At 66.1% G+C, this 13014-nt stretch carries 13 protein-coding genes and 2 riboswitches; of the genes, 6 read left to right on the forward strand and 7 right to left on the reverse strand.

Going from position 1 to position 13014, the window contains the following annotated elements:
• Window positions 1-41: 41 nt before the first annotated feature.
• Window positions 42-740, reverse strand: a complete 699-nt coding sequence (locus C3B78_RS18265) for a TetR/AcrR family transcriptional regulator C-terminal domain-containing protein (RefSeq protein WP_104999322.1) — start codon at window positions 738-740, stop codon at window positions 42-44.
• A gap of 246 nt (window positions 741-986) precedes the next feature.
• Here C3B78_RS18265 and C3B78_RS18270 point away from each other — a divergent pair, with 246 nt between their 5' ends.
• From C3B78_RS18270 to C3B78_RS18285, 4 genes are all read left to right on the forward strand, one after another.
• Window positions 987-1241: a hypothetical protein gene (locus C3B78_RS18270; RefSeq protein ID WP_104999323.1), complete on the forward strand. Its 255-nt coding sequence runs from the start codon at window positions 987-989 to the stop codon at window positions 1239-1241.
• A 279-nt stretch (window positions 1242-1520) separates the two neighbouring features.
• A riboswitch (SAM riboswitch) is annotated at window positions 1521-1635 on the forward strand.
• 13 nt (window positions 1636-1648) lie between these two features.
• A complete protein-coding gene (locus C3B78_RS18275) occupies window positions 1649-1927 on the forward strand; it encodes a DUF1737 domain-containing protein (RefSeq protein WP_104999324.1) in 279 nt (92 codons plus the stop codon).
• Entirely contained in the window at window positions 1924-2334 is a 411-nt protein-coding gene (locus tag C3B78_RS18280; protein WP_104999325.1) for a rhodanese-like domain-containing protein, read from the forward strand. The genes C3B78_RS18275 and C3B78_RS18280 overlap by 4 nt, the downstream gene beginning before the upstream one ends.
• Window positions 2334-3542, forward strand: a complete 1209-nt coding sequence (locus tag C3B78_RS18285; RefSeq protein WP_104999326.1) for an O-succinylhomoserine sulfhydrylase — start codon at window positions 2334-2336, stop codon at window positions 3540-3542. Before C3B78_RS18280 ends, C3B78_RS18285 begins: the two co-directional genes overlap by 1 nt.
• 41 nt (window positions 3543-3583) lie before the next feature.
• On the opposite strand, the gene C3B78_RS18290 is transcribed toward C3B78_RS18285, so the two are convergent.
• Window positions 3584-3886, reverse strand: coding sequence for a DUF1905 domain-containing protein (locus tag C3B78_RS18290; RefSeq protein ID WP_158677292.1), 303 nt, complete (start codon window positions 3884-3886; stop codon window positions 3584-3586).
• Window positions 3887-4069: 183 nt separating this feature from the next.
• Between C3B78_RS18290 and C3B78_RS18295 the strand changes: the two genes are divergently transcribed.
• Window positions 4070-5770 (forward strand): HNH endonuclease signature motif containing protein, encoded by a 1701-nt coding sequence (locus C3B78_RS18295; RefSeq protein ID WP_104999328.1) that lies wholly within the window; start codon window positions 4070-4072, stop codon window positions 5768-5770.
• Window positions 5771-5802: 32 nt separating this feature from the next.
• Here C3B78_RS18295 and C3B78_RS18300 read toward each other — a convergent pair whose 3' ends face one another.
• The 5 genes from C3B78_RS18300 to C3B78_RS18325 all read right to left on the reverse strand — a co-directional run bounded on the left by C3B78_RS18300 (window position 5803) and on the right by C3B78_RS18325 (window position 12178).
• Entirely contained in the window at window positions 5803-7032 is a 1230-nt protein-coding gene (locus C3B78_RS18300) for a glutamate--cysteine ligase 2 (protein ID WP_104999329.1), read from the reverse strand.
• Between the two features lie 67 nt (window positions 7033-7099).
• A complete protein-coding gene (locus C3B78_RS18305; RefSeq protein ID WP_104999330.1) occupies window positions 7100-8623 on the reverse strand; it encodes a UDP-N-acetylglucosamine 1-carboxyvinyltransferase in 1524 nt (507 codons plus the stop codon).
• A 578-nt stretch (window positions 8624-9201) separates the two neighbouring features.
• On the reverse strand, window positions 9202-10002 hold the full coding sequence (locus C3B78_RS18315) for an energy-coupling factor transporter transmembrane component T family protein (RefSeq protein WP_104999331.1): 801 nt from the start codon (window positions 10000-10002) through the stop codon (window positions 9202-9204).
• Entirely contained in the window at window positions 9999-11555 is a 1557-nt protein-coding gene (locus C3B78_RS18320) for an ABC transporter ATP-binding protein (RefSeq protein ID WP_104999332.1), read from the reverse strand. Before C3B78_RS18320 ends, C3B78_RS18315 begins: the two co-directional genes overlap by 4 nt.
• Window positions 11555-12178, reverse strand: a complete 624-nt coding sequence (locus C3B78_RS18325; protein WP_104999333.1) for an ECF transporter S component — start codon at window positions 12176-12178, stop codon at window positions 11555-11557. The genes C3B78_RS18320 and C3B78_RS18325 overlap by 1 nt, the downstream gene beginning before the upstream one ends.
• A 64-nt stretch (window positions 12179-12242) precedes the next feature.
• A riboswitch (TPP riboswitch) is annotated at window positions 12243-12383 on the reverse strand.
• 85 nt (window positions 12384-12468) lie between these two features.
• On the opposite strand from C3B78_RS18325, the gene C3B78_RS18330 reads away from it, so the two are divergent.
• Window positions 12469-13011 carry a heme-degrading domain-containing protein gene (locus tag C3B78_RS18330; RefSeq protein WP_104999334.1) on the forward strand — a complete coding sequence of 181 codons (543 nt, stop codon included), beginning with the start codon at window positions 12469-12471 and terminating at the stop codon, window positions 13009-13011.
• Window positions 13012-13014: the final 3 nt, after the last annotated feature.

Below are 13014 nucleotides of genomic sequence, written 5' to 3' on the forward strand. Positions count from 1 at the left end.
CCGACCGGAACGCCTGCCCCGACGGCGGGCTAGCCGGCTGGCTAGGCGTCCTGAAGGGACAGTTGGGCTTCAAGGCCGGAGAGCAGGATACTCAGCCCTTGGTCGAGTTCCGCGGATCCTTCGTAGTCCGCCAGGGCGGGGGCCAGCGCACGCAGCCGCGGGAACTCCTTGGCAGGCAACCGGTGCAGTCCCAGCCGCAGTAGCACTTCGTTTTCCTCCGGGTCCACAACGAATTCCTGCAGCTCATTCAGGATGTGGCCGTAGAGGAAGCCGTAGTAAGCGCGGTAGACGTGGAGGGCATCCGCGGGGCTGAACCCTGCCCCAATCAGCAGGGACAGGATCTGCTCGAGAGGACGCAGCGTGCCCAGCGGCCGCAGCCCCAGCGGGGTGGAGAGCGGCCTGGTCACGAGCAGCGGCACCACATTGGGGTGCTGGAGCGCAAGATTCCGAAGGTCGTGCGCGATGCGGCGCAGCTGGGCTTTCCAATCGGGATCTTCGGGGTGGATAGTGAGTTCGTTGAGCACCAGTTCGGTGACGCCGTCCAGCAGTGCGGCGCGGTTCTCCGCATAGCGGTAAAGGCTCATTGGGTCCCGGCCCAACTCCTGGCCAAGGCGGCGCATGGTCAGCGCCTCCAAACCTTCCTCGTCAACGACTTCGAGCGCCTTGGTCAGCACGAGCTGCCTGCTCAGCTTTTGCTTTTGGGCCGGCCCGGCGGGGGACTGGGTTTTCGGGGAGGCCATGATTTCCGTCCTGGAAGGCAGCAAGCCCTCTTACCCGAATAGGTAATCCATTCGCTTGCCGAATTGGTTGTCTACGAGTAAAGTCTACATTGTAGATGCGGCCGTGACACCGCCCCGTAGCCCTTGATTTCACCTAGCCCCTGATTTCCGCGGGCATTCTCAACACTCGATGCCCCGTGCACGGCATTGAGGTCCGCTGCTGTAGCCGAACGGCGGCACCACCGCACGTAGCGAAGGGAAGCCGTCATGGCGCATTCGCAGTTCGATCTCTTTCTCAAAGAAGCCACCTACATTGACCAGGCCTCCGACGCCACCCTCGACCGGGACCGCCTTTATGGCCTGTACACCAGCTGGTGCTTCATCAACCAGCAGCAGCCCGGCCCCGAGTCCGATTTCTGGATAGCCATGAACTGCCGCATCAGGCACGGCCGCAAAGGGCTGCGCATGAAAGGCCCCGCTGCTGCCGACTACATCCTGGCCAGCTACCCCGGCCTCGTCTAAGCACCAGCGTCGAAACGAATCCGGCGTGGACCACGTGCCTTGGGGCACGGCGTCCACGCCGTTCCTTTTGGGCGCGGCACCTACTGCTACATCAACTGATGCTGCCGCTCCCCCAGGTCCCGCACGGTGCCCTGACACCCAAGGAGGAGCCGCCGTCGTACTTTGGATGAAGATGCCGGACGGCGGCCAGGCTCCACTGCGGCGCCCTGGGTACTTCAGTTACGCAACATGACGACGGCGGCGGTGCGGGGCCGGGCGGCAAGTGTTACGTTCTTGGGGAGTAATGAGTACCGGCGCCAAGCCCTGACTGGCCGGTCGGCAACCCTCCTTTCGCGGCGGGGTGCCTCAGGTGAACACTCGGCATATCGACCCATTCGAGCTGCAAGCGTGAGAGAAGGAGATCCGTCGTGTCTGACGCACCTGCCCCTGAAGAGAAATTGTCGTACCGCCTCATCAGCGGGCCGGATGACCGGGCCTTTTGCGAGCGGATCTCCGCCGCGCTGGCGGAAGGCTATGTCCTGCACGGCAGCCCGGCGGCAACCTTCAACGGCAGCAGTGTGATCGTGGCGCAGGCGGTGGTCCTGCCCTCAGCCATCGCTTCCGCGGACGCTGCCGTGGCGGACGCTGTTGACGACCTCGAGTCCACCGGCGATGACCTCGACTTCGACGGCGAGGGCCACGCATGAGCTACGCCGGAGACCTGACCCCGCAGGAGGCCTGGGAAAAGCTCGAGCAGGGCGCCATCCTGGTGGACGTGCGCACGGAGGGCGAATGGGCCCACATCGGCATTCCTGACACCAAGGCCACCGAGAACGATCCGCTGTTCATCCAGTGGACCTTCCCGGGCGGAATCCCCAACCCTGACTTCATCACCGACCTTAGCCGGCAGGCGCCCGAGGACAAGTCGACCGAACTGGTGTTCCTGTGCCGTTCCGGCCAGCGTTCCATCGCGGCCGCAATGGCCGCCACGCAGGCCGGCTTCACCTCCTACAACGTCCTGGAGGGCTTTGAGGGCGAGCCGGACCGTTACGGAGAACGTACCGTCAACGGCTGGAAGAACCGCGGCCTGCCGACCAACCTGGGAAAGAACTAGTGACCTTCAACGAAGACGCCGCCGGCTGGAGCCCCGACACCCAGGCCGTCCGCGGCGGGCTGGACCGCACCAACTTCCAGGAAACCAGCGAGGCTGTCTTCCTGAACTCCGGTTTTGTATACGAATCCGCCGCCGCTGCGGAGCGGGCCTTCACGGGCGAGGACGAACGCTTTGTCTACTCGCGCTACGGCAACCCCTCCGTGGCCACGTTCCAGGAGCGGCTCCGCCTCCTGGAAGGCACGGAGGCGTGCTTTGCGACGGCGTCCGGCATGTCCGCGGTGTTCACCGCCTTGGGTGCGCTGCTGGCTGCCGGGGACCGCGTGGTTGCGGCTCGTTCGCTGTTCGGCTCCTGCTTCGTGATCCTCAACGAAATCCTTCCCCGCTGGGGCGTGGAGACCGTCTTCGTGGACGGTCCGGACCTGGAACAGTGGCGCGAGGCCCTCTCCCAGCCCACCGCCGCCGTCTTCTTCGAATCGCCGTCCAATCCGATGCAGGAGATCGTGGACATCGCTGCCGTCAGCGACCTGGCGCATGCGGCCGGGGCCACCGTCGTCGTCGACAACGTCTTTGCCACACCCCTGCTGCAGCGGTGCGGACAGTTCGGCGCCGACGTGGTTGTCTACTCGGGAACCAAGCACATTGACGGCCAGGGCCGGGTGCTGGGCGGCGCCATCCTGGGCACCAAGGAGTTTATTGACGGGCCGGTGAAGCAGCTGATGCGCCACACCGGACCGGCGCTGTCCGCGTTCAACGCCTGGGTCCTGACCAAGGGCCTCGAGACCATGGCGCTGCGCGTCAACCACTCCTCGGCGTCAGCCCTGCGCCTCGCGGAATGGCTGGAGGAACAGCCTGCCGTCAGCTGGGTGAAGTACCCGCTCCTGAAGTCGCACCCGCAGTACGAGCTGGCCGCAAAGCAGATGAGCGCCGGCGGAACGGTCCTCACCTTGGAACTCGCCCCCTCCGGCGGGCGCTCGGGCAAGGAGGCGGCGTTTGCGCTGCTGGACGGCCTGCGGATCATCGACATCTCCAACAACCTGGGCGACGCCAAGTCGCTCATCACGCACCCTGCCACCACCACGCACCGGGCGATGGGACCTGAGGGCCGGGCCGCCATTGGCTTGAGCGACGGCGTGGTGCGGCTTTCGGTGGGGCTGGAGGACGTGGACGATCTGATTGGCGACCTGGAGCAGGCGCTGAAGCAGATCTAGCAGTCCGGCTGCGGCACCCGGGCCGAGCCGCGGCCCGGGCCTCAAAGGTTATGCAGGGAAAGGTGGACGGCTACTTCGTCACCGGCGCTAATCATTGCCTTGTCCCTGATGTCCTTTTTGACGGGCAAAAGGTACGTGCCGGTCTTGGTATCCGCGAAGAGCGAGGTTTGCCATGCCTGGCCGGCGATTTCCGCCGTAACTTTGACCGAACCGAAGGCTTTGCTGTGGCCAGCGGTTCGCGCGCGGATATCGTCCGCGACGTTGACCGGCAGGGTCAGGAAATGCCAACCGGCTTCCCCGGGATAGAGCCACAACCCGGCCTTAAAGGAATACGACGCCGTCACGCGCTGAGTATGGCACGGGACGTTGGCAGGGCACCACAGCTCGTCGCACCTGCAACCGGCATTTTGTCCCGGAAAGGCTAGGACGCCGCTTCCCCGAATAGATGGCACAAAAAGATTCAAAAGTATTTCATGAAGGGCTTAGTACGGCCTAATAATGTCGGACCCCCTCACGATGATGGAGGTATGGAATCGAGCGCGGCGGTGGTGCAGGCGGAGGAAGCGGTTGACGCTTCTGTCGCTGCGTTTATGGCTGCGCTTGGTGAAAGTTACTCCGCTTCCGGTTGTTTTGGCGAAGGCGGGCCTGCCGCTTCCGGTGACGGTGACGCCGGCGTTCTCGGTGATGATCCGTTGCAGCGGGTTGTTGATGCGGCCTTGGACGTCCTGGGCGGGGTGGCGCGGTCGGAAGCGAAGTTGGCGGCGGCGAAGGCGCTGGCTGCGGCGGTCCTGGCCGGGGCCACAAGGGCGATGAATCCTCCGCCCGGATCCCCTTACGAGGCTACGGCGCAGGACCGGAGCCTGGTGGCCGAGGTCGGGTGTGCGCTGGCCATCGGTGATCGGGCCGCCGGTGCTTTGCTGGCTGAAGCCCATGCGCTGACCACCTCGCTGCCCCGGACGCTGGCGGCGTTGCAGGCCGGGACCATCTCCTGGGCACATGCGCGGACCATGGTGGACCAGGCTGTACGCCTTGACCCGTCCGCGGCAGCGGCCCTGGAGGCGCACTTCCTGGACCCGGAGGCACCTGACGTGGAGGCACCTGATGTGGAGGCACCTGGTGCGGTGCGCGGGTGTCCGATGGGGGAGATGCCCGCCTACCGGTTCAAGGCCAAGGCCCGTACTTGGCGGGAACGGCACCATCCGGAGAGCCTGGAGAAGCGGCACGCCAAGTCGGCGGCGGACCGGCGGGTGGAATACTGGCCGGACAATGACGGGATGGCCTGGATTGCCGCGTACCTTCCCGCGGACCAGGCCTCGGCGGTCTGGAACCGGCTCACGGCACTCTCCCGGGGCCTGCAGGGACCGGACGAGGCCCGCACCCTGACCCAGCTAAGGGCCGACAGTTTCGCCGCAGGGCTTCTCAACGCAGGGCTCCTCGGCGGCACCGGCAGCGGAGGCAACGGGACTGCCTCGCCCCGGGCCGAGGTCCTGGTCACCGTGCCCGTGTTCTCGCTGATGGGCCTCACCGGGGAACCGGCCATGCTGGACGGGTACGGGCCCATCCCGGCGTCCATGGCCCGGGATCTCGTCGCCGGCGGTGCGAACTCTTTCTACCGGGTGCTGGTGGACCCGCGGGACGGGGCGCCGCTGGAAATCGGCCGTACCAGCTACCGGGTCAGCAAGGCGATGCGGAACTGGCTCAGGCTAAGGGACGGCAAATGCCCCTTCCCCGGCTGCAGCAACCACTCCCTCGACAACGAGGCCGACCACCTCCTCGCCTGGCACAACGGCGGCACCACCGGGATCAGCAACCTCGGCCAGCCCTGCCCGAAACACCACAAACTCCGGCACACCAGCGCCTGGAAACCCACACCAGCCACCAAGGACGAACCACCCGGCTGGACCTCACCCACCGGCCGCCACTACACAAGCGAACACCAGGACTGGGAACCACCACGATGGCCGGAAGGGCATGCGGGACTACGGAACGCATCTTCAGCGGCTAGGCCGAAGAGTCAGGACTTGTACGTGCCCGAGTACTTCAACATGCCCGACGACCTTGAGGTACCTGCGTGCTTTGCACTGCCGGAAGAGTTTGACCTGGTGAAGGACCTGGACCTCCCGGATTTCGATGTGCCCGAAGACCCTGGCCCTTCCGAAGACGAACTGCCGAAGGACCCGTTTCCGGAATGGCACCTCTGGCTCAGCGAATTCGTCTCGGTCCCCTAACCTACGCCTTTCTGCCCCCAAACCACTGCCCGCTAGGACTGCCTGACGCGCAGCAGTTCCGGGGCTTCGTCCACCTTTGAAAGATCCAGCCCGCCGCGCATGGTCACGTCAACTGCGTGCTTTACCACTGCATCGAAGCCAAGGTCTCCGCCTTGCGACGCGGACAGGACTTTGTCCCGGACCCTCCGCTGTTCGGCAGCTCCTGTACCGCGCGCAATGATGTCCTCCACCCCTTGCCGGGCCAGGGCAAGTTCGCCCTGTTCCTGCAGTACCGGGGCGACGTAGTCCACCAGCGAGCGCACCACGTCAGCAGCCCTCGCCGGACGGAACGTGCCAAAGTCAAGCAGTTCCCCGCACAGGCCCGCACTGCTCGCCTGCCAGGATGCCATGCGCAAAAGCACCGTGGGCACGGGGGCAGGATCGACGCCGTCCTGCCACTCCCGGCTCGCAGTCTCCACCAAGGCGCGCACCAGGACAGCAATAAGTGCGGCGTCCTCAGCGCGGAGGCACACATCGGCTACGCGGACTTCCACCGTGGGATGGTTGCGGGAGAGCCGGGCGTCAAAATACAACATGCCCTCATCCAGCATGACCCCGCTGTCCAGGAGCCGCGTGACCACCCGTCGGTACGCGGAGTAAGTGCCATAGATACCCGTGGGCCCGGCCGTCGGCCACCGGTTCCAGGCCTGGGTCCGGTAGCTCTCAAAGCCGGTCTGGATGCCGTTCCAGAAAGGTGAATTGGCACTCAAGGCGGTAAGGACGGCGAGCTTGTCACGGATACGGTCCAGGACGGCCACGCCTTCGTCGTGCGACTCAATGTAGGTGTGCACATGGAAGCCGCACGTCAGCTGCTCCTGGGCGGTCAGGCCAAAGCGCTCAAGCATCCGCGCGTAGCGGGGGTCCGGAGTGGTGTGGCTGGCCAAGCCCAGCGGCGAGGTGGCCAGGGCTGCCACCCGGGCATGGTTTTTCTGGGCTGCCTTATCCGCCAGTGCCCGCCCGGCGCGGATCTGTTCCAGGAGTTCACGGTACTCCAGGCAGGGCCGGGTCTGGGTTTCGATCTGTTCCAGCTTGAGCTCGGCGCTCAGGCCCATTTCGTCGTCGTCGTAAACGGTTTTGTCTTCCGTCTCCAGAAGGCGGGGGTCGTCCGGCGCGTCGTCGGCGGCCATTCGGCGGCCGGACAGCAGCGCGTCCGCCAGGGCAAGCGGCTCCCCGCTCTCCGGATCAACGATCAGGAGCTCTTCCTCGACGCCGAAAGTTCGCATACCGACATTCTCCGACAACAGGGACGAAATTGAGGGTCAACAGCACTTCATGACGAAGCGTGAATGGTTAGTCCTGGAAGTATTCCACTTTCGCCCCGATGGTGTTGAGCCGTTCCGCCAGGTCCTCGTAGCCGCGCTCGATGACATAGATGTTCCGCAACTCGGACACTCCCCGCGCGGCAAGCATCGCCAACAGCAGGCACGCTGCCGGGCGGAGCGCTGGCGGACAGCCAACCTCGGCGGCGCGCCACCTGGTGGGGCCGTTGACGTAGATCCGGTGCGGGTCAAGGAGCTGCACCTGGGCGCCCAGCCGGTTCAGCTCGGTCAGGTAGATGGCGCGGTTTTCGTACACCCAGTCGTGGATCATGGTCTGGCCATGGGCGTTCGCCGCGATGACCGCAAAGAAGGGCAGGTTGTCGATGTTTAGCCCGGGGAACGGCATCGGATGGATCTTGTCCTCCGGAGCACGCAACTCGGAAGGCTTGGTGGTGACGTCCACCAGCCGGGTCCGGCCGTTGCGGGCCGTGTATTCGCCCGAGATCTCCAACTGCTGCCCCATTTGCCCCAGGGTTGCCAACTCGATTTCCATGAACTCGATCGGCACGCGCCGGATGGTCACCTCCGAGTTGGTGACAATCCCGGCGGTAATCAGGCTCATGGCCTCGATGGGATCCTCCGACGGGAAGTACTCAATCTCGGCATCGATTGATGGTCGCCCGGTGATCTTCAGGGTGGTGGTCCCCACCCCCTCGATAACCACCCCCAGCATCTCCAGGTAGAAGCAGAGGTCCTGCACCATGTAATTGGGGCTGGCATTCCGGATAACAGTGGTGCCTTCGCGGTGGGCTGCGGCCATGATGGCGTTCTCGGTGACGGTGTCGCCGCGCTCAGTCAGGACAAAGGAGCGGTCCCGGGTGTCCGCGGACGGGGCCTGCACCTCGTAGAAGCCCGCCGTCGCTTCCACCGAGAGTCCGAACTGGCGCAGTGCCTGCATGTGCGGCTCCACCGTCCGGGTACCAAGATCACAGCCGCCCGCATACGGAAGCTTGTACCTGGCTGACTCAGCGAGCAGGGGTCCCAGCAACATGATGACGCTCCGCGTGCGGCGTGCGGCGTCAACGTCCATCGCGCCCAGGTCCAGGACCGCCGGGCGGCGGAGCCGCAGGTCGGTGTCGTTGAGCCAGGTGCATTCCACACCGATGCTGGTCAGGACTTCAACGATCCTGTTCACTTCTTCGATGCGTGCAAGGCGGCGAAGAATGGTGGTTCCCCGGTTGATGAGGCTGGCGCACAGCAAAGCCACTCCGGCGTTCTTGCTGCTGTTGACGTCCACCGAACCCGAAAGGGTGCGCCCGCCTTCAACGCGCAGGTGGGTCATCTGCGGCTTGCCCACGTTCACGATGCTCCTGTCGAAGATCGCTTCAAGGCGCTGGATCATTTTCAGGCTCAGGTTCTGCTTGCCCTGTTCCATGCGGGCAACGGCGCTCTGGCTCGTCCCCAGCTCGGCAGCCAACTGTCCTTGGGTCCAGCCCTTCTCGGCCCGGGCATCCCTCAACATGGCGGCAACGTGTTCAGCGGTTTCCTGCGTCATACTCAAGTTTATATCATAAATGAGTTAAGCGCCCCGGTTATCCGGCCTAATCAGCAGCCGCCGAAGAGCGTTTACCCGAACGATGCGATCGAAGGGCGTCGGATTCCTTGACCGAGCCCTTCAAGGGCGGGAGACTGACGCTGGTCCAACGGCAAGGGAGGCAGTATGCGCCGAACACCAGCACCGCCCATGCCAGGTAGCGGGGCATTTCCGGCCCGGAGCACTCGGAGCGTGCCAGGAATGGCGGCACTGTTACTCGCGGCCCAGCTCCTCATCTGCGGCTCGCCAGCGTACGCGGCGCCCTCCCCGGGAGAGGGAGTGCAATCGCTCCTTGGCTGGATGTGGAGACCGAAAACAGCTGGTCGTACACGGACAAGGACGCCAACCGGACAGAACTGTCAGCGGGTCGAGCAACCTTTACTCACTCCCGAGCTGGCCGGCAGGATCCCGGAACGCGTAAGGAGCAGCGATGGCCAGTGCGTCTGCGCCCCTCACCGGCGGCGGCGAGGTGGAGTTGACCCAGTTTGTATCGAGGGGTTCCGACTACGACTCTTCGTGCCCGTAGGCCTGGCCGGCTGTCAGTTCCCCAGCCACACCATGTTCCAGGTGCCCAGGGAGACGGAGGCAAAAACCGCTGTTGCCGCCATCACCACACCGCCGGCAATAACCCACGCATCCAACACGCTGTAGGTCGATTCGCGGGCCCACGTCCGGCGGCCGCCGCCAAAGCCGCGGGCTTCCATGGTCACCGCGAGCCTCGAGGCCCGGCGGATCGCCTGGACCAGCAGCCCGAAGCTCTGCCCCAGCGTCGCCTTCACGCGCTGCAGGGCACTGCCGCGGGAACCCACCCCCCGCGCGCGGCGGGCCATCCCGATGGTCTGCCATTCTTCGGCCATCAGGCCCACCAGCCGCATGGCGGCGAGGGTTCCCAGCACGAACCGGTGCGGGAGGCGCGCCTTCTGCGCCAGCGCATCAGCGAGGTCTGTGGGGTCGGTGCAGCTCATCAGCAGCACTGCCGGCAGGGCAATCGCCAGCCCCCGCAGCGTGAAGCCCACGCCCAGCTCCAGGGACCCTTCGCTCATGGTCCAGATGCCGACGTCGACCAGCGTCTTTCCGCTGTCCGGCGCCAGGATGGAGGTGCTCCAGCCTCCCACTGCGGCGGCGAGGATCAGCGGCCAGCCGCGCTGCCACAGCAGGGCGGGCGTCAGGCCGGCCAGGGGAAACAGCAGGACTTCAAAGGCCAGCGCCACCGATGCGGACACCCAGTCGATGGAGAGTGCCAGCACGGCCGTGATGAGGAAGACGGCGGCGAACTTGCTGAGGGGGTTCGCCCTGGCCAGCAGCGCATTGTTGCCGCGCAGGTTCAGCTCCTGCCTCATGGTGCCGCCGTTTCCGCCGGAGCCATCCGCAGTTCCGTTCCGCCCAGCGCGGCCGTGAACTCGGCGTCATGGGTCACGGAGACCACGGCGGTGCCGCCGTCCAGCAGCTCGGACAGGAAGGATGCCAGCTCCGCCCACGTGTTGGCATCCTGGCCGAACGTAGGCTCGTCCAGGACCAGCACCTGGGGATGCGCAGCCAGGACCGTCGCCACGGACAGCCGCCGCTTCTCCCCGCCCGAAAGCGTGTAGGGGTTGGCGTCCACAAGGTGGGTGAGCCGCAGGCGCTCCAGCAGCTCGTCCACGCGCTCCCCGCCATGGCCAAGGTGCCGTGGGCCAAACATCAGTTCGTCCAGCACCTTCCCGGTGACGAACTGGTGCTCGGGTTCCTGGAACACGGTGCCGATCCGCTCGATGAGCTGCTCGGCTTTCCACTTGTACGGGTCTATTCCGGCGCCGCGGCTCAGGTCCAGCGTGGCCGAAACCTTCCCGGCCACGGGTTCGAGAAGCCCGGCGAGCGTCAGGGCAAGCGTGGACTTCCCTGCCCCGTTCGGCCCCGTCACCGCCAAGGCCTGCCCGGCACGGACCTGGGCGGAAATATCCGCCTGCACGGGTACCGGCGGCACCTTCCGGAAGCCGCTGCGCCCCGCCCGTTCACGGGACACCGCCAGCTCCTCGGCAGCGAGCAGGAGGCCACCCGTCCCCCGGGCCGGATCCGCCGCACGCAGCCGGGTGTCCGGGACATAGCCGGGCACCCACACCCCGGCGGCAATCAGCATGCTCCGGGCTTCCCTGAGCACTTGGTCCGGCGGGCCGTCCAGCAGCACGGCGTCCTTCGCGTCGGTGCCGGGCTGCAGCACCACAATCCGGTCCACCAGGTCCTTCCACACGGACACCCGGTGCTCCACCACCACCAGCGTGGCGCCGGTTTTGTCCAGGCATCGCGCCACGGCGTCGCGGACCTCCAGCACGCCGGCCGGGTCCAGGTTCGCCGTCGGCTCGTCCAGCAGGATGAGACCGGGACGCATGGCAAGGATGCCCGCGAGCGCCAGCCGCTGTTTCTGCCCGCCGGAGAGTACCGACGTTGGATGGTCCAGCGGGAGGTGGGAAAGTCCGACGTCGTCCAGCGCCTCGTGCACGCGGCTCCAGATGGCGTGGCGGGGCACGGCGAGGTTCTCGGCGCCGAAGGCGGCGTCGTCACCCACGCGGGACAGGACCACCTGCGTTTCGGGGTCCTGCTGCATGAGGCCGGCGCGCCCGCGCTGCTCGCGGGGGGAGGCTCCGTCAACCAGCAGCGAACCCGACTCGTCGGAATCGCCGGCCGCGCCGCCGTCGTCGTCCACATCCCCCAGGACCCCCGCCAAAGCATGGAGGAGGGTGGACTTGCCTGCGCCGGAAGGCCCCAACAGCAGCACCCGCTCTCCCGGGCGGATGTCCAGGTCGAGGGCATGGACCGCCGGCTTGGCGCGCCCGGCATGCCGCCAGCCCCAGCCGCGGGCCGCGACGGCGGCGGGACGCACTGCGGTGGGCGCGCCCTGGCGGGAAGGTGCGGACATCAGGAGAAGACAGGCTCCGTTGCTGCCTTCCGCGACGCGAACGAGCTCAGGACTCCGGTCCTGGCCAGCCCGCGGGTGGCGATCCATGACAGGGCGCCGGCGATAATCGCGCCGGAGATGGCGGTGAAGACGATGTACACCAGCTTGTCCCCGCCGGAGTAGGCGATGTTCCAGCCCCACGGAGCGAAGGAGTCGTTGAGGCCGCAGAAGAGACCGGCGGCGGCACCGGCCAGCAGTGCCACGGGCAGGTTGAACTTCCGGTACACGAAGATGGCGAAGATGATCTCGGCGCCGAGGCCCTGGACGAAGCCGGAGAACAGCACGGAAGCCCCGTACTGGGACCCCATGAGCAGCTCACCGGTGGCGGCTACCGTCTCGCAGAACAGCGCGGCGCCGGGCTTGCGGATGATGAGCATGCCCAGCACGGCCGGGATCATCCAGCCGCCGGCGATCAGGCCGGTCAGTGGCGGGTAGGTGGCGTTCATGGGGCCGGACACTGCGGCCGCGCCCTGGGACCAGGCCCAGAAAATGACGCCGCCGGCAATGGCAATGAGGGCCGCCACCACGATGTCCACGACTCGCCAGGACTTGCTGCTGGTCTTCTTGACTGCTGTTGTTGCCATGTGATCCTCCTGAGGAACAGGAGGGGAAAGTGGACGCGGCTGCCGGCTATGCTGCCGCTGCGCGCACTTCGAGAACTCGACTCCCTTGCGCCGGTACTAACCGGATCAGGTTCGAGGGTCTGCGGCTGCCCGCACTCTCAGCGCCCACCTGCGGATCCTGGCATTGCCAGTGATGCCCGACGGCGGCGCTCCCCTGTCGTTGAATGTTGCTTTTGCTTGAAATGATTCGTTGCAGAAATACCCTGTTGGGCGTTGCCAGTTTACACCGCGGCGGGGGTAGATTGTGGGCCATGGCTGCCAATCCCCCGCATGTGACCGACTTCGACCCGGATTCCGATGCCATCCAGCCGGAGGGATCTTTGGCGGCACTGATCGCCCGGATTGAAGGCGAAGTCCGGGAACTGCAGTTTCCCGGCTTCTCCCTGGACGACTCCCTGAACCTGGGACTGCTCCTGGTGGAGCTGGGGAAGGAGCGCGGGCTGCCTATCGCGATTGACATCACCAAGGGCCAGCAGGTGCTGTTCCATGCGGCCCTGCCCGGTGCGACGCCGGATAACGATCACTGGATCCGGGCGAAGCAGCGCACTGCGGCACGGTACGAGATCCCCTCACTGCTGGTGGGATTGCGCGGCCGGCTTCGCGGCGGCCGGATCGAGGACCAGGGCTGGTTCGACCAGCGCCGGTACGCCGCGCACGGCGGCTCCTTCCCGCTGTACGTCACCGGAGTGGGCGCCGTGGCCACTGTTACGGTTTCGGGGCTTCCCCAGGTGCAGGATCACGACCTGGTGGTCGAGGCCCTGCGTGAAATCCTCCGCTCCGCGGGAGCGGACTGATGC

Origin of the sequence: Arthrobacter sp. PGP41 (assembly GCF_002953935.1) — a bacterium.
Taxonomy (GTDB): domain Bacteria; phylum Actinomycetota; class Actinomycetes; order Actinomycetales; family Micrococcaceae; genus Arthrobacter.

Coding starts and splice junctions, on each gene's coding strand:
- C3B78_RS18295 (WP_104999328.1), top strand. CDS start 4,070: ATGGAATCGAGCGCGGCGGTGGTGCAGGCGGAGGAAGCGGTTGACGCT.
- C3B78_RS18320 (WP_104999332.1), bottom strand. CDS start 11,555: ATGTCCGCACCTTCCCGCCAGGGCGCGCCCACCGCAGTGCGTCCCGCC.
- C3B78_RS18325 (WP_104999333.1), bottom strand. CDS start 12,178: ATGGCAACAACAGCAGTCAAGAAGACCAGCAGCAAGTCCTGGCGAGTC.
- C3B78_RS18270 (WP_104999323.1), top strand. CDS start 987: ATGGCGCATTCGCAGTTCGATCTCTTTCTCAAAGAAGCCACCTACATT.
- C3B78_RS18315 (WP_104999331.1), bottom strand. CDS start 10,002: ATGAGGCAGGAGCTGAACCTGCGCGGCAACAATGCGCTGCTGGCCAGG.
- C3B78_RS18280 (WP_104999325.1), top strand. CDS start 1,924: ATGAGCTACGCCGGAGACCTGACCCCGCAGGAGGCCTGGGAAAAGCTC.
- C3B78_RS18265 (WP_104999322.1), bottom strand. CDS start 740: ATGGCCTCCCCGAAAACCCAGTCCCCCGCCGGGCCGGCCCAAAAGCAA.
- C3B78_RS18305 (WP_104999330.1), bottom strand. CDS start 8,623: ATGACGCAGGAAACCGCTGAACACGTTGCCGCCATGTTGAGGGATGCC.
- C3B78_RS18330 (WP_104999334.1), top strand. CDS start 12,469: ATGGCTGCCAATCCCCCGCATGTGACCGACTTCGACCCGGATTCCGAT.
- C3B78_RS18300 (WP_104999329.1), bottom strand. CDS start 7,032: ATGCGAACTTTCGGCGTCGAGGAAGAGCTCCTGATCGTTGATCCGGAG.